At 45.4% G+C, this 19,573-nt stretch carries 18 protein-coding genes; 12 read left to right on the forward strand and 6 right to left on the reverse strand.

The window, feature by feature from the left end; all coding sequences use genetic code 11:
• Positions 1-5 precede the first annotated feature (5 nt).
• The 3 genes from OM978_RS05165 (at position 6) to OM978_RS05175 (ending at position 3,334) form a co-directional block, all read left to right on the forward strand.
• Positions 6-2,120: a methyl-accepting chemotaxis protein gene (locus OM978_RS05165; RefSeq protein ID WP_264345828.1), complete on the forward strand. Its 2,115-nt coding sequence runs from the start codon at positions 6-8 to the stop codon at positions 2,118-2,120.
• A 15-nt stretch (positions 2,121-2,135) separates the two neighbouring features.
• On the forward strand, positions 2,136-2,861 hold the full coding sequence (locus tag OM978_RS05170) for a substrate-binding periplasmic protein (RefSeq protein WP_264345829.1): 726 nt from the start codon (positions 2,136-2,138) through the stop codon (positions 2,859-2,861).
• Positions 2,862-3,010: 149 nt separating this feature from the next.
• On the forward strand, positions 3,011-3,334 hold the full coding sequence (locus tag OM978_RS05175; RefSeq protein ID WP_264345830.1) for a hypothetical protein: 324 nt from the start codon (positions 3,011-3,013) through the stop codon (positions 3,332-3,334).
• A 75-nt stretch (positions 3,335-3,409) separates the two neighbouring features.
• On the opposite strand, the gene OM978_RS05180 is transcribed toward OM978_RS05175, so the two are convergent.
• Together OM978_RS05180 and OM978_RS05185 are read right to left on the reverse strand one after the other, a co-directional pair.
• On the reverse strand, positions 3,410-5,347 hold the full coding sequence (locus OM978_RS05180) for an alpha-amylase family protein (RefSeq protein ID WP_264345831.1): 1,938 nt from the start codon (positions 5,345-5,347) through the stop codon (positions 3,410-3,412).
• A 105-nt stretch (positions 5,348-5,452) separates the two neighbouring features.
• Positions 5,453-5,719: a DUF3081 domain-containing protein gene (locus OM978_RS05185; RefSeq protein WP_264345832.1), complete on the reverse strand. Its 267-nt coding sequence runs from the start codon at positions 5,717-5,719 to the stop codon at positions 5,453-5,455.
• An 81-nt stretch (positions 5,720-5,800) separates the two neighbouring features.
• Between OM978_RS05185 and OM978_RS05190 the strand changes: the two genes are divergently transcribed.
• The 4 genes from OM978_RS05190 (at position 5,801) to OM978_RS05205 (ending at position 10,644) form a co-directional block, all read left to right on the forward strand.
• Entirely contained in the window at positions 5,801-6,412 is a 612-nt protein-coding gene (locus tag OM978_RS05190) for a hypothetical protein (RefSeq protein WP_264345833.1), read from the forward strand.
• A 133-nt stretch (positions 6,413-6,545) separates the two neighbouring features.
• Positions 6,546-8,249, forward strand: coding sequence for a M28 family metallopeptidase (locus OM978_RS05195; protein ID WP_264345834.1), 1,704 nt, complete (start codon positions 6,546-6,548; stop codon positions 8,247-8,249).
• 102 nt (positions 8,250-8,351) lie between these two features.
• Entirely contained in the window at positions 8,352-8,900 is a 549-nt protein-coding gene (locus OM978_RS05200) for a hypothetical protein (protein WP_264345835.1), read from the forward strand.
• 115 nt (positions 8,901-9,015) lie between these two features.
• Positions 9,016-10,644, forward strand: a complete 1,629-nt coding sequence (locus OM978_RS05205; protein ID WP_264345836.1) for a M28 family metallopeptidase — start codon at positions 9,016-9,018, stop codon at positions 10,642-10,644.
• Between the two features lie 56 nt (positions 10,645-10,700).
• Here OM978_RS05205 and OM978_RS05210 read toward each other — a convergent pair whose 3' ends face one another.
• Positions 10,701-11,582, reverse strand: coding sequence for a LysR family transcriptional regulator (locus tag OM978_RS05210; RefSeq protein ID WP_264345837.1), 882 nt, complete (start codon positions 11,580-11,582; stop codon positions 10,701-10,703).
• Between the two features lie 131 nt (positions 11,583-11,713).
• Here OM978_RS05210 and OM978_RS05215 point away from each other — a divergent pair, with 131 nt between their 5' ends.
• The 3 genes from OM978_RS05215 to OM978_RS05225 all read left to right on the forward strand — a co-directional run bounded on the left by OM978_RS05215 (position 11,714) and on the right by OM978_RS05225 (position 13,268).
• A complete protein-coding gene (locus OM978_RS05215; protein ID WP_264345838.1) occupies positions 11,714-12,388 on the forward strand; it encodes a type 1 glutamine amidotransferase domain-containing protein in 675 nt (224 codons plus the stop codon).
• Between the two features lie 64 nt (positions 12,389-12,452).
• Positions 12,453-12,905 (forward strand): DMT family transporter, encoded by a 453-nt coding sequence (locus OM978_RS05220; protein ID WP_264345839.1) that lies wholly within the window; start codon positions 12,453-12,455, stop codon positions 12,903-12,905.
• A 51-nt stretch (positions 12,906-12,956) separates the two neighbouring features.
• Positions 12,957-13,268 (forward strand): putative quinol monooxygenase, encoded by a 312-nt coding sequence (locus OM978_RS05225; RefSeq protein WP_264345840.1) that lies wholly within the window; start codon positions 12,957-12,959, stop codon positions 13,266-13,268.
• Positions 13,269-13,356: 88 nt separating this feature from the next.
• Here OM978_RS05225 and OM978_RS05230 read toward each other — a convergent pair whose 3' ends face one another.
• The 3 genes from OM978_RS05230 to OM978_RS05240 form a co-directional block, all read right to left on the reverse strand.
• Positions 13,357-13,629: a RebB family R body protein gene (locus tag OM978_RS05230; RefSeq protein ID WP_264345841.1), complete on the reverse strand. Its 273-nt coding sequence runs from the start codon at positions 13,627-13,629 to the stop codon at positions 13,357-13,359.
• A 64-nt stretch (positions 13,630-13,693) separates the two neighbouring features.
• The gene (locus tag OM978_RS05235) at positions 13,694-14,095 is read right to left on the reverse strand and encodes a hypothetical protein (RefSeq protein ID WP_264345842.1); all 402 of its coding nucleotides are present in this window, start codon (positions 14,093-14,095) and stop codon (positions 13,694-13,696) included.
• Positions 14,096-14,112: 17 nt separating this feature from the next.
• Positions 14,113-14,325, reverse strand: a complete 213-nt coding sequence (locus tag OM978_RS05240) for a RebB family R body protein (RefSeq protein ID WP_233010398.1) — start codon at positions 14,323-14,325, stop codon at positions 14,113-14,115.
• A gap of 333 nt (positions 14,326-14,658) precedes the next feature.
• Between OM978_RS05240 and OM978_RS05245 the strand changes: the two genes are divergently transcribed.
• The gene (locus tag OM978_RS05245; protein ID WP_264345843.1) at positions 14,659-17,487 is read left to right on the forward strand and encodes a TonB-dependent receptor; all 2,829 of its coding nucleotides are present in this window, start codon (positions 14,659-14,661) and stop codon (positions 17,485-17,487) included.
• A gap of 214 nt (positions 17,488-17,701) precedes the next feature.
• Entirely contained in the window at positions 17,702-19,567 is a 1,866-nt protein-coding gene (locus OM978_RS05250; protein WP_264345844.1) for a putative bifunctional diguanylate cyclase/phosphodiesterase, read from the forward strand.
• Positions 19,568-19,573 lie beyond the last annotated feature (6 nt).

Consider the following 19,573-nt stretch of genomic DNA (forward strand, 5'->3'; position numbering starts at 1 on the left):
CGGTTATGCAGTTAAATTCTTTACGTTTTAAACTTACTTTTGGTGTCGCGCTTTTACTCGCTATCAGTATTAGCAGCATGGCTTTTATTGGCTGGTATTCGATGACCAGCAGTAATGAATCGGCTGTCACCAAACTGACGCAGTCGGTACGTACATTAGCCGAACAAATCCTGACTGAAGCCGCACAGCGCACAGCGCTTGAAACAAGTAGCGTACTTGACCGCAATTTTGATACGGCTAAAAACTTTGCCGCTGTTTTGTCCGGCTCAGCCCTTGGTAGTGGGCAGACGCCTTATAGCCGCGATCAGGTGAAAGTCATGGCGGGGCAAATTCTGGGCGCGAATAAAGGCATTTCATCCTTATTTGGCCAGTTTGAACCCAATGGTTATGATGGCGCTGATAGTCAATTCTCCATCAACAATGATCACAGTTCTAAAACCGGCACTATGGAGATTTATTGGATCCGTGAGCAAAACCAGCTGAAGTTTGTGCAAGTGCCGGATCCGGCGGTGAAATACAAAGACAGCAAAAACGAATACGGAGTGCGTGAAGCTGAATGGTATCTCTGCAGTCGCGACACTAAGAAAGCTTGTTTGATGGAGCCTTATTTGTGGGAAATCACGCCGGGTAATCAGGTGCTTTTAACCTCACTGGTGTATCCGGTCGTGACGCAGGATCAGTTCAGAGGCGTGTCTGGTGTCGATTTAAACTTGCCGGTATTGCAAACCTTGCTGCAGGCTCAGGCCGATTTATTGTATGACGGCAAAGCTGAACTTTATTTGATCAGTAAATATGGTTTGGTGGTGGCCAGTAATAAATTCCCTGATAAATTAGGCCAGTCGATTAAAACTCTGGACGCTGATTTAGCCGCGCATTTGCAGCAACAACAAGCCGGAGTCAGTTTATACAAAGATGCCATGCTGGTGACTGAACCCATAAAACTCGACAGCACCGAATCTGGATGGACCGTGGTGGTGGCTGTGCCGGAAGCTACAGCTTTAGCTATGGCAACTCAACTGGCGAATCAGTTGAATGAAGATTCAGCCCAAACTACGCAAAGCATGATTGGTTTAGGTCTGGTGCTGTTATTGGCTTTTGTGCTGTTGATGGCATTGGGTTTAAAAACTGCGACAGCACCCATTTTACAGATGAGTGTGCTGATGAAAGAACTGGCTGGTTCTGAGGGGGATTTAACCCGGCAGTTAAAACAAAGCCAACATCAGGAACTGAATGATATGGCAGATGGTTTTAATATGTTTACAGCCAAATTGCGCTCAATGATCAATAACTTAAAAGAGTCGTCTAAGTTAATGCAGTACCAGTCTGAGCAAATGGTCAAAACCACAGATCAAACCAACAGTTCGGTCAGTATTCAGGCTAGTGAAATTCAGAACGTCGCTTCTGCTATGCATGAAATGTCAGCAACAGCCCATGAGGTGGCCAATCTTGCTAGCAATACAGCACAAGGTGCACAGCAATCACTGGAAGCTTTAACCTCGGCCAATCAGTTATTCCAAAATACAGTGGAAGCCTTTAAAGCTGTGTCTGTTGAATTTAACCACACCAGTCAGGGCGTGAATGAAGTAGCACAAAGCAGCCAGAAAATTAACGGCATTATTGATGTGATCCAGGCCATAGCGGAACAAACCAACTTACTGGCATTAAATGCTGCTATTGAGGCTGCGCGGGCAGGGGAGCAAGGCCGTGGTTTTGCTGTGGTCGCAGACGAAGTGCGGTCCTTAGCTGCCCGTACTCACAGCTCTACCGATGAAATTAAAAACCTGATCCATGCTTTGCAGCAACAAGTCTCTGCTGCCGTACAACAAATTCACACCAATACAGCCAAAGTGACCAGTACCTTACAGGAAGCAGAAAGCTCGTATGAGAAGTTATCTATGGCCACTCAAGGCATTTCCAGCATAGCGGACAACGCTTTTCAGGTCGCTTCAGCGGCGGAAGAGCAAAATCAGGTGAGCGAAGAAATTAACCGTAATATCACAGCCATAGATGATGCCACTAAAGCGCTGCATCAATTGGCCAAACAAAACCTGTTGATCAGCAAAGAAATAGACACTATTACCGGAGCTATGGATGCTCAGCTGGCGCAGTTGCGCTGCTAAGTTGAGGCAAGTGATGTGAAGAAGTGGTTGTTTTGGGTCCTGGTTCTGCCCACTTCTGTGTGGGCTGTTGTTGCTGAACCTTTGAGGCTGGCCAGTTTAGACTGGCCGCCTTACACAGGTCATCAGCTTGAGCAACAAGGTGAAACAGCAGTGCTGCTCAGGCAGGTATTTGCTGCAATGCAACAGGAAGTGCAGACTGAGTTCTTGCCCTGGTCCAGAGCTATTCGCGCCAGTGAAAAAAACGGTGCTTTGTACGCAGGTTATTTCCCTGAATACCAAACCCATAACCCAAAGTTTATTTTATCCGATAGCTTAGGGGTCAGCGAACTGGGTTTTGTTGAAGCCACAGCCAAACCACTCGGCCAGCTGAGTATGGCGGTGTTAGCCAAATTCCAGTTGGGCGTGGTGCAGGATTACGTCAATTTAACAGTGGTTGATCAGATGATCGGCAGAGGCCAACTGACACCCCAGTTAGCGTTTTCTGATCGGCAAAATATTCTCAAAGTAGCCTTGGGTCGTTTGGATCTGGCCGTGATTGACCGTAGGGTTTTAGCGTATTTGCTGGAACATGACGCCGAAGTAAAACGTTTGGCGACAGACAAAGTGCAATTTAATGCCAGTTTAACTGAACTAAAAACCTTGCATCTGGCGCTTCGACATGAGCCTGCTCATCAGCTATTGATAGAGAAATTTAATCACTATTTACACAAGGTTAAATCTGATTCTGCAGTAACGAATTAAGTTTGTTTCTGAAACGACAGTTTTTTGCTTTACGTATCTTGGCTAGGCGTTGTATTTTTGATGCTTAGCCGCAGTGTTGTGTAGTGCTTAATTCAATACTTGGGATCAAAGGTCTGTAAAAGCTAATAAGTGCACGGGAGATAGCAAGCATGGAATGGTACTGGTGGATAATTCTGGGTATTGTTGGATTTTCGATATTTAATCACTATCGTCAAATAAAATTAAAACGACAGAACCTAATAAAAAAATATGGTGATGCAAGGCTCGTAGATAAAATAATGAGTAACATGTTTTGGCAGGGACAAACAAAGGGACAGCTTATTGATTCGTTAGGGCGGCCTCAGGATGTGGATCAAAAAGTGTTAAAAACCAAAACAAAAGAAGTCTGGAAATACAAGCCAACAGGTAAGAATCGCTACGCTCTAAAAATTACTTTAGAGGATGATGAAGTTATTGGTTGGGATCAAAAATAGTCGTCAGACTATTTAATGCATAAAAAAGGCGCCATCGGCGCCTTTTAGATTAAAAAAAGAAATCAAATCAACCCATCAAAATTTCAATACCACAGACTCCAGCGGTGCCAGTTCAATCTGCACTGAAGCAGTATCGCCTGTCACTTTTAAAGATGCTTTGTGTTCAGACAACAGGTCTTTTAGCTCATAATCGCCTTTACCTAACTGCCATTGCTGCAGCAAATCTGCAGGCAATTTCAGTGCAAAACTTGTGGCCGTCGTGGCGAAGTTACTGGCGACTATCACTTTGGTTTTCTCGTTAAAACGGGCGAAGGCGTAGGTTTTATCGCTATAACCTGGAGTAGCTTTATTGATGCTATGCAGCTCCTGATAAGCGCCGTTAAATACAGCTTCAGTTGCCGATAAGCTCATTAATTTGGTGTAAAACTCACGCAGTTGCTTTTGTTCTGCCGTCAGTTTGCCACCATCAAATTTGCCGTCATTGAGCCAGTTTTGATGAGCGGGTACGCCTGCGTAGTCAAAGATAGTAGTGCGGCTTGGATCGCCAAAACCAGAATCTAAAGCTCCGGTTTCACCGACTTCCTGACCAAAATACAACATAGTCGGAGAGCTGCTGATTAAGGCTGACACTACCATAGCGGGTTTGGCTTTGTTGGCATCACCGGCAAATTCAGGCGCAGCAATACGTTGCTCGTCGTGGTTTTCTAAAAAGTGCAGCATATGGTGTTCAATATCCGCCATGCCTTTTTGCACGCTGGCAATAGCATCAGTACTGCCTTTGCCTTGCATCACCAGCTTTAAGCTGTCGTACATTTCCACTTTGTCGTACAGGTAATCCATTTTTCCGAGGCGAATATAGTCGCGGTATAAGATGGGGTTATAGACTTCTGCCAATAAAAAGGCATTTGGATTCTTGGTTTTAATGCTGGAGTTTAAAAAGCTCCAGAATTCGACCGGCACCATTTCAGCCATATCAAAACGGAAACCATCTACGCCTTTATCCAGCCAGTAGAAGGCGATATCGCGAAATTTCAGCCAGGAATTAGGCACGTCTTTGCCTTGCCAGAAGGCGGCGTGTTCTTGCACTGATTTATCGGCGAAGTCGACAGGTAAGCGATCAAAATCGTAGCTGCCGTCTGGCTTAACACCGTAGTTTACTTTAACGGTTTCATACCAGTCGTTAAAATCTGGCTGAGCTAAACGTGAGCCATTGCCTGTCCATTTGGCCGGGTTTTCGTCAAATTTTCCGTCGCTCAGTGGATGAGCTTCGCCGCCCAAAGCCTGATAACCGTTTTGTGCTACTGGTACCTGAAACGGTTGACCTGGTACGTAATAGAAGTTGTTGTCACGTTTGTATTCAACGCTGGTGTCGTCATTGGCACCAAAATCTTCAATGCCTGCAGGTTTGTCTAAGGATTTATAATGCCGTGCCACATGGTTTGGCACTATATCAATAATGACCTTTAAACCCTCTGCATGAGTGCGGTTTATCAGCGCCTGAAATTCCTGCAGTCGTTTGGCCGGATCCACTGCTAAATCCGGGTTGACACTGTAATAGTCTTTGACCGCATAAGGTGAACCAGCGCGGCCTTTGACTACATCCGGGTCGTCATGGCTTATGCCATAAGCGCTGTAATCTCTAATGACTGCATGGTGCAAAATACCGGTATACCAGACATAACTAGCACCCAGCTCTTTAATGCCTTTCAGTGCTGCTTCGTTAATATCGTTAAATTTACCGACACCGTTTTGTTCCGCAGTGCCCCAGGGCTGATTGCTGGTGTTGGTATTGCCGAATAAGCGGGTGAACATCTGATACACCACCACTTTGCCTGCGGCCTGTTCGGCTTGTGGTTTGGCCTGCACTGGTTGTTCTGCCGCTTTTTTTACTTCAGTGGATGGCGTCTGGTTTTGCACTGGTGCTTTACCGCAGGAAGCCAATACAGCTAAAGCAAAGGCGCTGAACAGCCATGTTTTGATCGGGCTGCTTTTGGCATAAATAGGAAATTGCATCTTCGTCTGTTTCCATGTCGTTTTTCCTTATGCTAACACAGCCACTCTGTCAGGCTTTTTTACTGCATACGTTTTCATAACCAGAGCATTCAAAGAGTCAGTTGGTTATTTAGCTTCTATCCGCTTTAAGCGCTGGATAAAGCGGTCTATATGTTCTTCGTCTTTGGCATCTATATGATATTTCTGGTGAAAACCTAAAGTGACAGTCACTTCATCAGCCACGAAATACAAATCGTAGCCATCAAAACCACTGGCAATGGTCATACCGTCCAGCTCAAAACCTTTACCAAAAGTGGTGTCCACTGCCACGCCTTGTTGCTCTACTTTGCTAAATACTTTCATCAGTAATTTAGCGTCTATTAAATTTTGCATAAGTTTTCCTGAGTAGCCGCGCTTTTGCGTTATGGCGATTAATAAAGGTATAGTGCGGCTACGAAAAAAAGGAGTCCACGGATGCAAATAACTAAAAAAACATTATTTATCAACGCCTTTTCTATCACCGCTACTATTACAGCCAGTCTTGCTTCATGGTCTGTTTCTGCTGCACCAAGCCAGGCGCAACTGCAATTTTTTGACCAGTTAAAAGCCCTTTGTGGTAAAGCTTTTGCTGGCAAAACTACAGTGGATAACCAACCAAGCCCGGCTTTTAGTGGCGATATGGTGATGCATGTGCGCGATTGCAGCGACACACAAATTCAGGTGCCTTTTGTCGTTGGTGAAAACCGCTCCCGCACCTGGATTATTACCAAAACCGACACTGGCCTGCAGCTGCAGCACCAACATAAGCATGAAGATGGCACAGATGATCAGTCTACTCTGTACGGTGGCCATACTTCTACAGCAGGTTGGGCTGAAGCTCAGAGTTTTCCGGCAGATGACTATTCAAAAAACCTCTTTATCAAAACCAAAACACCACAATCAGTCGGCAACACCTGGCATATGTACTTATACCCTAATGAAAGTTTCAGCTACCGCTTAACCCGCGAAGGCCGTGAATTTCGGGTTGATTTTGACTTAAGCAAAGCTGTTGCTTTACCAAAAGCCAACTGGGGAGAAGAAAAATAACGCAATTGACGGCGAAATCACCGCTAATGGGGCAAAAGTTGCGATAACTGCTCTGGTCAGTCGCAGCTAGCTTGGTTAGTATCGAAGAGTCAGTTTATATCAATATACAAAACAATAATAAATCGGGAGTGTTATGAAACCACAATTTTGGTTTTCAGCCACAACGCTGACCGTGATGGCCACTTTAACCTTAACAGCTTGTTCTAAACCAGCTGAACAGGAACAAACAGCCAGCACTGCAGCAGTTGAACCCGCCAAAGCAACCAGTGCTTTGGTTGGGACTGAGTTTAACTCAGCTTATAAAGACTACTTAAAAACTCTGGCTTCTGATGAATTTCAGGGGCGTATGCCTGCAACCCCAGGCGAAGAAAAAACTATTAACTACATCTCAGAGCAATTTAAACGTATTGGCCTCAAAGGTATTAATGGCGACAGTTACCTGCAGCCTGTGTCTTTAGTGCGTATTGATCCTAAAGAAGTGTCTGGCCTGAAATTAGCGGGCGATAAGCTCAATGCTGAACTGAAATACAAAGAACAAATGATGGCCTGGACCACGCAAGTGACGGAACAGGTTGAAGTCAAAGACAGCGAGTTAGTCTTTGTCGGTTACGGCATAGTAGCGCCAGAATACGACTGGAACGACTACGAAGGTCTGGACGTAAAAGGCAAAACCGTGGTGATGTTTGTGAACGATCCGGGTTTCGCCACTAAGGATCCAAACCTCTTTACCGGCAATGCCATGACTTATTACGGTCGCTGGACTTATAAATACGAAGAAGCGGCCCGTCAGGGTGCTGCCATGGCCTTGATCATCCACGAAACTGAACCTGCTTCTTATGGCTGGCAGGTGATAGCGGGTGGTTCGCCTACTAAGTTTGATCTGATTAATCCAAATAAAAATATGGACAGATCCAAAGTAGAAGGTTGGCTGACTACTGAGTCTGCGCAGCAGCTGTTTGCTTCTATGGGCACTGACATTGAAACTATGCGTCAAAAAGCGCTGAGCAAAGACTTTGCCCCTGTGCCTATGGGTGTAAAAGCTTCGGTTTCAGTGAAAAACAATATCAGTGAACTGACGTCAAATAACGTGATGGGTTATATCGAAGGTTCAGAAAAACCAGACGAAGTGGTACTTTATATGGGCCACTGGGATCACTTGGGTGTGGATTTCTCCAATCCAAAAGACAAAGTCTTTAACGGTGCACAAGACAACGCCAGTGGCACAGCTGCTGTGATAGCTCTGGCTGAACATTTTGCTAAACAGCCGAAGCCAAAACGCTCAGTCGCTTTCCTTGCTGTAACTGCTGAAGAACGTGGTTTATTAGGTTCAGCCTGGTATGCCGCTCATCCGGTATTCCCGCTGCAAAAAACTGTCGCCGGTATCAATATGGACGTGATGAACGTCTATGGTCCGATGAAAGATATGGTGGTGGTTGGACATAACAACTCAGAGCTGGAAAACCTGCTGACTAAATACACTGAACAACAAGGTCGTTATGTGGCTCCTGAGCCAAGTCCTGAGCACGGTTCATTCTACCGCTCAGACCACTTCAATCTGGCCAAAGTTGGCGTGCCTATGTTGTACGCTAAAGGTGGTATCGACAGTTTTGAACATGGCAAAGAGTGGGGCGCAGCTCAGAAGAAAGAATACAACGTCTGCTGTTACCACAAAGCAGCTGACGAATTTAACGACAGCTGGGATCTACGTGGCATACAGCAGGACATGAATGTGTTTTATCAGGTAGGTAATGAACTGGCAAACTCTGATCAGTGGCCAAACTGGTTTGAAGGCCGCGAGTTCCGCGCCATACGTGATGCTTCGTTAGCTGTGAAGTAAATTAAAAATGGGGCAGATCTTTAAAATATGATCTGGCCCCATTTTGATGAGTGCTTTTTTCATTGAAGTAAGGCCACAAACACGGACGTCGATTGATATTTAATGAAAAAATCACTTTTGATCCCTTACCTGCTCGTTATTTTACCATTGCTTGAAAGCTTGTTTCTGGGCAATGCGCTGGGTCTGGGCTGGAACAGTCCCTTCTTGATGCATCAGATTAGTGTTTATCTGATCCCGGTGAAGTTGCTGCTTACTCTGGCAGGTTTAAAACTGCTACTTAAAGCAGATGCTCCTCCTGTGTTTAACTACCTAAAAATACCTGTGATCATAGTTGGTGCTCTCCATAGCCTTATGCTTACTTTGGTGTGTTTTTTCTATCTGCTTTTGGGCTCCACCGCGCAATTTCACCGTGAAAATGGCAATATTTATGTGTATACCTCTGATGCTGGCGCTATGGGCAAGTCCTATCATTATTTTTCTTACATTTGCCGTGATAACTATGGTTTCTATACGCTGCATCCAATAGCCAAACTGGATTGGCTGGGGGAATTCAGGTTTTACCAGAAAGAGAATTTATTGATGATAGAGCATACAGACTATTACGGAGAGCATGAAAAACAGCTCGATTTAACTGCATTTAGTTGTGAATAAGCTACTTTAGGCCCGTCTGCCTAATGTGCTATTGATTCGCTGATCTTAGGGCAGAATTACTGTTTTGCCTTGTTTTTATTGGCCTATGAACAGACCTGTTTTTAAGGAATACAACATGAAGAAGATATGGAGCCTTGTCGCTCTGACCTCTGTATTTGCAGTGCATGCTGCTGATAAACCTTTAGTTCAAATCGACTTTAACGCCAATTTTTCCCGCTATTTTGAAAAAGTAGCGTCGGATGAAATGCAGGGCCGGGCTCCTGCCACCGAGGGTGAAAAGCGCACTGTTGCTTACCTTGAAACTGAATTTAAACGTTTAGGTTTAACGGCTTACAAAGACGGCAGTTACCGTCAGGCTGTGCCGGTAGTACAAATTGACCCTGTGGCTGTCTCCAGCATGACTTTAACCGGCGATAAAACAGCTGCTGATCTGGTATACAAAACCGATATGATGGCCTGGTCGACCCGTATGCAGCCAGAAATTAAGGTCGAAAACAGCGAGATGGTATTTGCCGGTTACGGCATAGTGGCGCCTGAATACAACTGGAACGATTACAAAGATTTAGATGTAAAAGGTAAAACAGTGGTAGTGCTGGTGAACGATCCGGGGTTTGCCACTCAGGATCCAGCCCTGTTCACCGGTAATGCCATGACCTATTACGGTCGCTGGACTTACAAATACGAAGAAGCGGCCCGACAGGGCGCAGCTATGCTGTTGATAGTGCATGAAACCGAAGCGGCCAGTTATGGCTGGAATGTAGTCGCTGGCACCAGCCCAATTCGTTTTGAACTGGCTGATGCTAATAAAAACATGCACAAAGCTCAGGTGGAAGGCTGGTTATCTTTGGATGCGGCCGAGCGTTTATTTGCCGCCAATGGCAGTAGCTTAAAAGAGATGAAAGCCAAAGCCTTAAAGCCTGATTTTAAGGCTATACCACTGAATGCCAAAGCCAGTATCAGCATCAAAAACAACTTACGCGAAATTGACTCCAACAACGTGATAGGTTTTATTCCAGGCAGCAAAAAGCCGGATGAAGCCGTGATTTACATGGCGCATTGGGACCATTTTGGTCTGGATTTCAGCCGCAGCGATGACAAAATTTTTAACGGTGCTCAGGATAATGCCGGTGGTATTGCTGGTTTATTAGCGCTGGCTGAGAAGTTTAAACAAGGCCCGGCACCAGAGCGTTCTATAGCCTTTGTGGCGGTCACAGCTGAAGAGCGGGGTTTGTTAGGTTCACGCTGGTATGCCGAACATCCACTGTTTCCGGTCAATAAAACTGTGGCCGGTATCAATATGGACATTATGAATGTCTACGGCCCTATGCGTGATGTGATGGTATTTGGTTATGGCAGCTCAGAGCTGGAACCCATTCTGGCCAAATATGCCAAAGCGCAAAACCGCTACATAGCACCAGAACCTACACCACAGGATGGTTTTTATTACCGTTCAGACCACTTTAATCTGGCGAAAAAAGGCGTGCCTATGTTGTATGCCCGTGGTGGTATCGACAGCGTAGCCAACGGCAAAGACTGGGGCTTACAGCAACGCAAAAACTACGTCACGGATTACTACCATAAAGTGAACGACGAGTTTGATCCGAACTGGGATTTACGGGGTTCACAGCAGGATTTATTCCTGTTTTATCAGGTAGGTTTAGAGGTGGCGAACAGCCAAAGCTGGCCTAATTGGTTACCTGGTAAAGAGTTTAAAGCGATACGGGATAAATCGCTGCAGCCTTAAATCCTCCCCAAAGCAAGCCAGCCTCAGCGCTGGCTTTTTTCTGCGATTTTGCTGCGTTACTCAGCCCAATCCGCAAAATGTTGCACTAAGTAATCAATGGCCAGCCTTGCCCGCAGCGGCAAAAATCTTTTGTTCTGATACACAATCCAGCTGTTGGCACCTTTGCCCCAATAATGCTCCAGCACAGGGACTAAGCTGCCTTGTTCAACTGCAGCTTTGAAACTGCTTTTCGGCATATAGGCAATACCTAATCCGCGCTCTGCGGCCATCACAACGGCGTGAGCATTATTACTGCGCCAGCGTCCGCTGACTTTGATGCTTTCCGCAGTGCCGGCATTGTTGAACAGCCAATGGTCATTATTGGAAATAATACATTGATGATTTTTTAAATGGGCCGGATGTTTTGGTGTGCCATGTTGCTTTAGATAGTCAGGGCTTGCGACTGCCATCATAGGCCTGTTGGCCAGTTTTCTTGCCACCAGATTAGAGTCATTTAACTCGCCATAACGAATAGCGAAATCAAAACCGTCATCGACAAAATTTACCATGCGGGTATTAAAATCCATTTCAATGGTCAGGTTGGGGTGTTGCTCCGCAAAAGACATTAATACCGGAGCGACAAACTGCTCGGCAAAGGGGCCGGCACCACTGACACGCAAAGTACCACTGACCTGAAATTGCTGGGAACTGACTTGTTCATTGGCTTGCTCGAGGCCATTGATCAGATCTTTGCACTGCTGATAGTAGGTTAATCCGGCTTTGGTTAAGCTGATTTGACGGGTAGTGCGGGCGAGCAAGGCTGAGCCTAAACGCTGTTCAAGCCGGGATACCTGTCGGCTGACATGACTGACGCTGCATCCTAAGCGTTTTGCTGCACTGGAAAAACCTTGTCCTTCAGCCACAGCGACAAATTCAATTAAGCCCTCAAAGCTGTCCATCTGTATTCCTTTGAATGATTGTTGCTGTACAGCAAAGATGATTTGTCATATTACCTAATTATCATCTCCTGAGAAAAGAAATAAACTAATTCCGTTGCCAAAACATCAACCGTTAAACAAAGGAAATCATCATGAAAAAAGTACTGATAGTTGTAACTAACCATGCCACTTTGGGCACCACCGACAAAGCCAATGGCACATACTCGCCTGAGCTAACGCATGCACTGCATGTGTTTACCCAAAGCGGGCTGGACTATGAAATTGCGTCGATTCAAGGCGGTAAAGCACCGATTTATGGCACTGACATCGAAGGCGATGAAGTGAACAGTCAGGTTCTGAGTGATATCAACTTTCAGAATCAGATGAATAACACTGTGCCTGTGCATCAGCTGAACATCGAAGACTACGACGCCATTTTTTACCCTGGTGGTTTTGGCTTGTTATCGGATCTGGCGAGTAATGAAGATTTCGCCAAACTAGCGGCATCTCATTATGAGAATGGCGGGGTGATAGGTGCCGTATGTCATGGCCCTGCAGCTTTGTTGCCTGTCACTTTAAGTTCAGGTGAAAAATTGCTGGCAAGTCACATTCTCACTGGCTTTACTCGCGAAGAGGAAATCGACTACGGCACTATTAATGATATTCCATATTTGATGGAAGAATCCTTAACCCGTGCTGCTGCGCAATACCGCAAAGTGCAGCCGTGGCAGGTGTTTGTGATTGAAAGTGGCCGTGTTATTACAGGCCAGAATCCGGCCAGTGCTCATGATGTAGCCAAAGCCATGGTCAAGCAGTTAAGCAACTGAATGATTTGAGGTTCCGTAGCTTAATTGCTGCGGAACCTCTTATTTAATCCCGGAGTTTAAAGTCATGGCGAGCAATTTGTTATTTCCAACCCTGATGCTGACAGCTGGCATAGGTATACCTGTGATGGCGGCGTTAAATAGCCATTTGGGGGCTAAGCTTGGCAGTTCAGCGCTGGCGACTGCGTTGTTATTTTTTGTCGGTTTTGCCCTATCTGCTGCTTTTTTGTTAAAAACAGAAGGATTACCAACCAGTATATTTCGCGCCAACATCCCCTGGTATTTTTATCTGGGAGGATTACTGGTGGCTTTTTATGTCTTAAGCGTCACCTGGGTGGCTCCTCAATATGGTGTAGGCAATGCCATTTCGTTTGTGCTGCTGGGGCAACTGATCGCCATTAGCCTGATTGATCACTATGGACTTTTGGGAGCACAGCAATCTTTGTTAGATGGCAAACGTTTAGTAGGTTTGGCCATGATGATCGTAGGCGTATTTTTAGTGATCAAGCGCAGTGCCTGATGTAGCCGCTATTTGAATGCAGCAACACGGAATGCATTTAAGGAAATCGAGATGGAAAAACTTTATGTCACAGCAGAGTTGTTAGTTCAGCCACAATACATTGACGAAGCCAGGTTGCTTTTAACTACTCTGGCCAACAACTCTTTGCAGGATGAAGGCTGCGAAAGTTATGAAATTTTGGCCTGCACCACAGAGCGGAATAGGTTGTCTACCTGTGAATTATGGTCTGGCAGCCAGGCTGAAGCAGCACATTGGCAGGTCGATCATGTGAAAACTACAGTGGAGCAACTCAAAGCTTTTTTGCTGCAACCCGCTGTTGTTAAAAAATATAACCTGGTTCAAAATAAAATGTTTTCGGGTTAATTCCGATGGTTGAATCTGAGTGATAAAAAGTGATTACTAATACAAAAACACTCAGGTTGCAGCCTTCTGCAGCCTGAGTTTTGTTCTTCTAAGTCTTTGCAGGCGCCTGCATGTCTTTAACAGCTATTGCATCCGATACAGTGTCCACACTGTAAATCTGCATTACGCCCTGAGTGGTCGCTGCCTGAGCCAGAATGTTTTGCTGATTTTGAGTATTAACTGCATTTTCAAACATGATCCCTGTTGAGTGCGCCATGCTTTGATACAAAGTACCCATAGCCATTGCCGGAGCTTCGCCTACAACTTTGACATTACTTTGGGTCACTGCATCTGTGATTTGACTGTTAACTGTTTCGGCCATTTTAACTTTCCTTTTATGACGATGCGCTGACGGCATAGGCGGTCAGCACTGCTGTTTGATTTGGTTATGAGCCTGAGCTCGCTGCTTTAGCTTGTTTGGTGGTTGTCTGCTCATCAAAGACTGTGGCGACAGAGCTTGCTGCAGAAGATATCTCCCTGGCAAACAAAGTTAAACCCTGCAGCGCTTCAGTGACTGAAGCTAACGCAACTTTGCCCTGCTCAGCCGTTTTTTCCTGGGTGGCCAGTTGTGCTGCTTTGGCCAAAGCCAGCAACAGCATTTGTTCACTACCCTGCAGAAACGAACGCATATCTTCCAGCATTAACGCTGCCGTCTGATGAGCCATTAACCTAACTGCACCTTTGGCAAGCTGAGGATTGGCCTGGATCAGATGCTGATAGGCTGCATCGATTTGAGCTGCAATATGCTCCGGATCTGAGTGGGTATTATCTTGTGTTGTGGTACTCATAGTGTGTTGGTCCTTGCTTAGCTTTTCAGCAACTTCACAGCCTGAGCCACAATAGCCGGATTCAGCTGATTCAGGTTTTGCTGATTGCTGACTGCGTTATGCATGGCGAGACCCAGAGCATGAGCGCTGAGCTGGTACAAGGTTGCTATCGCCTGAGAGGGGGCATTGCTCAGAACAGTGGTATTAGTTTGGGTCACTGCGTCGGTAATTTGCGGATTAACAATACTCATGATTTCTCCAGTTGGTGTTTCGGATGTTACTTATCAAAAGCTGTTTTTTGCATAACTGATTCATTTGCCCTGATCAATTCTGAGTGTTCAGTGACTGGCGGGCAGCTAAGACTATAGGTTGTAGTTGATATAGGTGCAAATTAGGCGGTAATACAGAAGGGTTTTCCGTTATAGGTATTCATTCGTGGGACTGAAAATTTCTCTGCTCATTAGTTGACAGGCTATTAATCATACAATAGCATGATTTGAGAAATGATAAAAAAATGCCTCGAAGGTCTGCTGTGTTTTGGCCGGGAAGGTGTAATAAAACCACGACAAGGGGAGAAGAAGCTCATGTTTAAGCGATCCGTCTTAAGCAGTGCGGTGTCTATGGCTATTGTTCTGTTAAGCCAGCCAGTTACTGCAGCGCAAGAAGATAACAAAGCAACAGAATTAGAAATAATTGAAGTGAAAGGCATTCGTGGCAGCCTGAATAAGGCGCTGGGTGTCAAACGTCACAACGAACAAATAGTTGACGCCATAGTGGCAGAAGATATCGGCAAGTTTCCGGATAACAACGTGGTTGAATCACTGCAACGTGTTACTGGTGTGCAGGTAACCAATCGTCAATCGGGAGAAATAGCAGCGGTCTCTATTCGTGGTTTAAGTGACATCACCACTACAGTCAATGGCCGCAATATTTTTACTGCATCGGGCACAGCTGTTGCTCTGCAGGATATCCCTGCCAGTTTATTAAAACAGGTCGACGTGTATAAAACCCGTTCTGCCAGTCAGATTGAAAGTGGCATTGCAGGCTCTATCGATGTAAAAACCCACAGGCCTTTTGATTTTGACGGCGCTAAGTTTATTGCCAATGCCCGAGGTATTTATACCGAACAAAATGAAGAAATTAATCCCACCTTCAGCGCTTTAGCCAGCAACAACTGGGAGTTGGATTCTGGTCAGTTTGGTGCCTTGGTGAATATCTCTTATTCCAGAATGCGTTATCGTGATCAAAGTGTGACTGCAGGCGCTATGGTTCCTTTTATGACGGCGAATCCTACTGCACCTTTTACACCCTATGAACGGGTATGGCCTGAAACTGATGGTGTAGTTGAAAATCCAATCTGGCAAGCGGGTTTGCTCAATGGTTTACCTTCCGCAGCAGGTTCAACTTTTAATGTCAATGGAATTGCTACACCTTATATGTTGGGCCGCGATGCTATTTTCCAGAGCGACTATAACGGTAAACGTGAGCGTCCTGCGGCGAATATTTCTTTGCAGTTTGCGCCCAATGAAAAGTCTGAATATGTGTTTGAGTCGTTTTATAACGGTTTCCGTAACGAAGGTTTTAACAGTTTGTTGTTCTCTTTTGCTGACGCGTGGGGTAGTTATGAAAATATGACACCCTCTCAGGCCGCTGCTTCTGCCAACGTGGTATTTCATCCCGGCACCAATATTGTGAAATCCCGTTCTGTAAATGACCCATGGGTTTTTACCAGCGGTGATTTATCTACAGGTAAAACTGATAGTTATCTGCATGCCTTTGGTGGAAAGTGGGAATTGTCGGATGTAATGACGCTGAAATCTGAACTTGTATATCAGGACAGTGAATACAGCAGCGACTTTTTTGCTATGCGTTTTGTCCGTCCTGGCAATAACTACAAGCTTAATGTCGACTTTAATGAAAATGGTGGTATTCCGGGCTTCAACTTTGAAGACAATCCTGCAACGGCCGCTGTAGATGAATCCAGTATGGCCGATCCATCCGCGTATCGGACTGATAGTATGTATGACAATGCCAACAGCGATGTAGGTGATGCTGTTACTTTTACCTCAGATTTAACCTACGCTATGGATGGTTTTTTCACCACAGTGGAAACTGGTGTACGTTATGACAAACGTGGTGCTACCACCTCCTTTAGCCGTCAGGATCGCTGCTGCGGCGGTGCTGTGAATGTTGGCACTATTGATGGTCTTGCTTCAATCAACAGTGGATTTATGGATGGTGAAGCTCAGGTTCCAGGGTCGTGGGCTGTCGCGAATGGCTATTACATTCGTGATAATGCCGACCAGTTCCGAACTATGTACGGCATGAATAAGCTGGATTTACAGCGTTCTTTTGATATAGACGCCACCACTTTATCTTTGTATTTGCAGAGCAAATTTGAAACTGAAGTGGCGGGCCGAGTGTTAAATGGTGAAATTGGTGCCCGTTATACCGGCATAGATACAGATTCAATGTTCTGGCAGGAAAGCGCGCCAGGTACAGTTCAGCCTTCCACTGCAGGCGAAAGCAAAACCCGTAAAATTCTGCCAAGTCTGAGTATGCGTTATCAGTTAACGGACGATCTGCAGGCCCGCGCCGCTTATACCGAAACTTTACGTTATCCGGGCTTTGGTGATTTAAATCCGTTGATCATCTATAACGAAGACGTGACAGGTATAGGTTATGGCACTGCTGGTGGCGGTAATCCGGATTTAAAACCTACAGAGTCCAAAAACTACGATCTGTCATTGGAGTGGTATTTTGCCGAATCCAGCTCACTGTACGGTACTTTGTTCAAACGTGATATTGATGGTTTTGTTGTCGGCTTCCGCCGATCTGTCACAGCGCCAAAATCAGCGACAGATCCAACACCTTACAAGTTTGTGCTGACGCAGCCATACAACGCCTCTAATGGCGAGTTGTCAGGTGCTGAAATTGGTTTAGTCTGGTTCCCTGACTATTTACCACAAGCTTTGGATGGTTTTGGTGTGCAGGCCAGTTATACCCGCTTGTCCTCACAACAAACTACACCTGACACCAATAGTGAAGGCGAAATCACTGGCTACAAAGATACCGATCTGTTCGGCGTGTCTGATTCGTCTTACAGCGTAGTGCTGGCCTATGACAAAAACGATCTGGGCATGAGATTATCTTACTCCTGGCGTGAAGGTTTCCTGGCTAACTATGAGGCGGCTTTGTTTGCTAACCCTTTAGAAATGCGTCGCAAGTCTGAAGCCAGTATGGACTTCCAGTTAAGCTACAAACTGACAGAACAGTTTGAAGTGACACTGGATGGTACTAACCTGACCAACGAACTGTATCAGAGCTACTATGGCAATAATGCCACTACAGGCAACTTTGGTACCGCCTTGTACAGCCGCACTTTTGCTCTAGGTGTTCGCTACAGCATGTAAGTCAACTGCATAAATGAAACATCAAAACACCGGACTTAGTGCCGGTGTTTTTGTTTACGCAGGAAAAATCAGAAACCATAGCTCTAACAAATTAACTGGGTTCTGACTGTATTAATTTGTTAGCAGTCTGGTATTCTGATTATTCATCCTGGTATTGCAGGTTTTATCGTTTCCCGAAACGGTATGGTGTTGGAATGCAGAAGCAAGGCATGATATGAAGCAGTGGACCTTATTTGAATTTTCAGCAGGTTCTGATGGCACCTTAGTCACAGGCATGCGATTGAAGCGACTAAAACAAGTGGTCTGGATATGCCTTGTGGCTGTTCTGTGTGGTGCTTTGTTCTCTGGTCCTTTGTCTACGGCTATTTTGTTGGTAGCTGCAGTTGCTTTAGTTTCCACGCTTTTGCTATTGCAGCAAGGGAAAGTCCGGTTTGCTACCGCAAGCTTATTGTGGCTGCTGACGTTAATGATCAGCAGTCTGATCAGTATCAACTTAGGTATTTTTGACTTGATGCTGCTTGGGTATCCGCTGGTGCTGGCTTATGCCGCTATGTACAGCGATCGGCGTTTTTACTTACAGTTATTTGGTTTTATTCTGCTGTTTTGTTCTGCTCTGGCGTTAGCCACTTTGTATGGTTGGCTGGAATTTAGCCCGCCAAGACCGACTTTCAACTCTTTTATCACCTTAAATATTTTATTGTTGGTCAGTGGTTTAACCATGAGGCTGATTGCCCGCGATACCAAAGATGTGCTGCTGCAGTTAAAGCAGGAAAATGAAAGGGTAGTGGCCTCTCAGCTGGAAATTCAGCGATTGGCTCAACATGACCCTCTGACAGGGCTGGTGAACCGAACTCAATGTGAACTTGGTTTTCGACGTGCCATAGCCAATAGCACACAGCAGTCTGTGGCTTTGTTATTTATTGATTTAGATAACTTCAAACCTATTAACGATGCACTAGGGCATCAGGCCGGTGATGAAGTACTGCAAAAGCTGGCTTCTTTGTTACAGCAGCAATTATCAGAGCAGGATGTACTGAGTCGCTTTGGTGGCGATGAGTTTGTGGTGATTTTAAGCCAGTGGCAAGATTTCGCACAACTGGAACAACGTATCCGCAATTTATTGCAAAGCTGTCAGCAGGAGTTTTTAGTGCAGCAGCATAAAATCCAGCTGTCGGCTTCTATCGGTGTCACCTTGTCACCTGCAGATGGTACAGATTTTCATCTGCTATGCAAAAAAGCAGATACAGCAATGTATCAGGCGAAGAAGATGGGGCGTAACAGGTTTTGCTGGTATCAGGCCGAGATGGAACAGCAGCAGCTGGATAAATTTAACCTGATGATGCGTTTACGTGTTGCGGTAAAACAACAGCTTTTTACAGTGGCTTATCAACCAACTTATGATTTAAAAACCAACACCATCAGTGGTGCTGAGGCTTTATTACGCTGGACTGACGTAGAGTTAGGTGCCATTCCGCCCGATGTGTTTATACCTCTGGCTGAGGAGACAGGCTTAATTCAGGAGCTTGGCTTATTTGTACTGCAGCGCGCTTGTGCTCAGGCTATGTTATGGCAACAGTCGGGTTTTGCTTTAGGTATTGCTGTCAATATTTCGGCTATGCAGTTTAAGCAAGCTGACTTACCAGCAGTAGTAACACAAGTACTCAATGACACAGGCTTGGCTGCACATTTGTTGGAGCTGGAGCTGACAGAATCTGTACTAATTGATGACACGGCTTTGGTGAAACAACAAATTGAGCAGTTGTCCGCCTTGGGCGTACGTTTTGCTATTGATGATTTTGGTACTGGTTATTCTAATCTTGGTTATTTAAGCCAGTTTAGCCTGAGCAGTTTAAAAATAGACCGCTCCTTTGTCGCCCGTATCGGGCAAAACGACAAAGACCTCGCCTTAGTGAACGGTATTATTCAACTGGCAACCAGCTTAGGTTTGCATACAGTGGCTGAAGGGGTGGAAGACAATCAAAGTCTGGTATTACTGCAGCAGGCAGGTTGTAGCTGTGCTCAGGGGTACTTATGGTCAAAAGCTGTATCACCACAAGAATTTGAATCGCTATTATCTTAATAAAAA

The organism is Rheinheimera sp. MM224 (genome assembly GCF_947090785.1).
In the GTDB taxonomy this organism is placed as follows: Bacteria; Pseudomonadota; Gammaproteobacteria; order Enterobacterales; family Alteromonadaceae; genus Pararheinheimera.

What these genes read in the sequence shown, in the direction of transcription:
- OM978_RS05230 (WP_264345841.1), bottom strand. Translation starts at nt 13,629, where the DNA reads ATGGCCGAAACAGTTAACAGTCAAATCACAGATGCAGTGACCCAAAGT.
- OM978_RS05190 (WP_264345833.1), top strand. Translation starts at nt 5,801, where the DNA reads ATGCAAATAACTAAAAAAACATTATTTATCAACGCCTTTTCTATCACC.
- OM978_RS05175 (WP_264345830.1), top strand. Translation starts at nt 3,011, where the DNA reads ATGGAATGGTACTGGTGGATAATTCTGGGTATTGTTGGATTTTCGATA.
- OM978_RS05225 (WP_264345840.1), top strand. Translation starts at nt 12,957, where the DNA reads ATGGAAAAACTTTATGTCACAGCAGAGTTGTTAGTTCAGCCACAATAC.
- OM978_RS05245 (WP_264345843.1), top strand. Translation starts at nt 14,659, where the DNA reads ATGTTTAAGCGATCCGTCTTAAGCAGTGCGGTGTCTATGGCTATTGTT.
- OM978_RS05220 (WP_264345839.1), top strand. Translation starts at nt 12,453, where the DNA reads ATGGCGAGCAATTTGTTATTTCCAACCCTGATGCTGACAGCTGGCATA.
- OM978_RS05180 (WP_264345831.1), bottom strand. Translation starts at nt 5,347, where the DNA reads ATGCAATTTCCTATTTATGCCAAAAGCAGCCCGATCAAAACATGGCTG.
- OM978_RS05215 (WP_264345838.1), top strand. Translation starts at nt 11,714, where the DNA reads ATGAAAAAAGTACTGATAGTTGTAACTAACCATGCCACTTTGGGCACC.
- OM978_RS05185 (WP_264345832.1), bottom strand. Translation starts at nt 5,719, where the DNA reads ATGCAAAATTTAATAGACGCTAAATTACTGATGAAAGTATTTAGCAAA.
- OM978_RS05250 (WP_264345844.1), top strand. Translation starts at nt 17,702, where the DNA reads ATGAAGCAGTGGACCTTATTTGAATTTTCAGCAGGTTCTGATGGCACC.
- OM978_RS05235 (WP_264345842.1), bottom strand. Translation starts at nt 14,095, where the DNA reads ATGAGTACCACAACACAAGATAATACCCACTCAGATCCGGAGCATATT.
- OM978_RS05200 (WP_264345835.1), top strand. Translation starts at nt 8,352, where the DNA reads ATGAAAAAATCACTTTTGATCCCTTACCTGCTCGTTATTTTACCATTG.
- OM978_RS05210 (WP_264345837.1), bottom strand. Translation starts at nt 11,582, where the DNA reads ATGGACAGCTTTGAGGGCTTAATTGAATTTGTCGCTGTGGCTGAAGGA.
- OM978_RS05205 (WP_264345836.1), top strand. Translation starts at nt 9,016, where the DNA reads ATGAAGAAGATATGGAGCCTTGTCGCTCTGACCTCTGTATTTGCAGTG.
- OM978_RS05165 (WP_264345828.1), top strand. Translation starts at nt 6, where the DNA reads ATGCAGTTAAATTCTTTACGTTTTAAACTTACTTTTGGTGTCGCGCTT.
- OM978_RS05195 (WP_264345834.1), top strand. Translation starts at nt 6,546, where the DNA reads ATGAAACCACAATTTTGGTTTTCAGCCACAACGCTGACCGTGATGGCC.
- OM978_RS05240 (WP_233010398.1), bottom strand. Translation starts at nt 14,325, where the DNA reads ATGAGTATTGTTAATCCGCAAATTACCGACGCAGTGACCCAAACTAAT.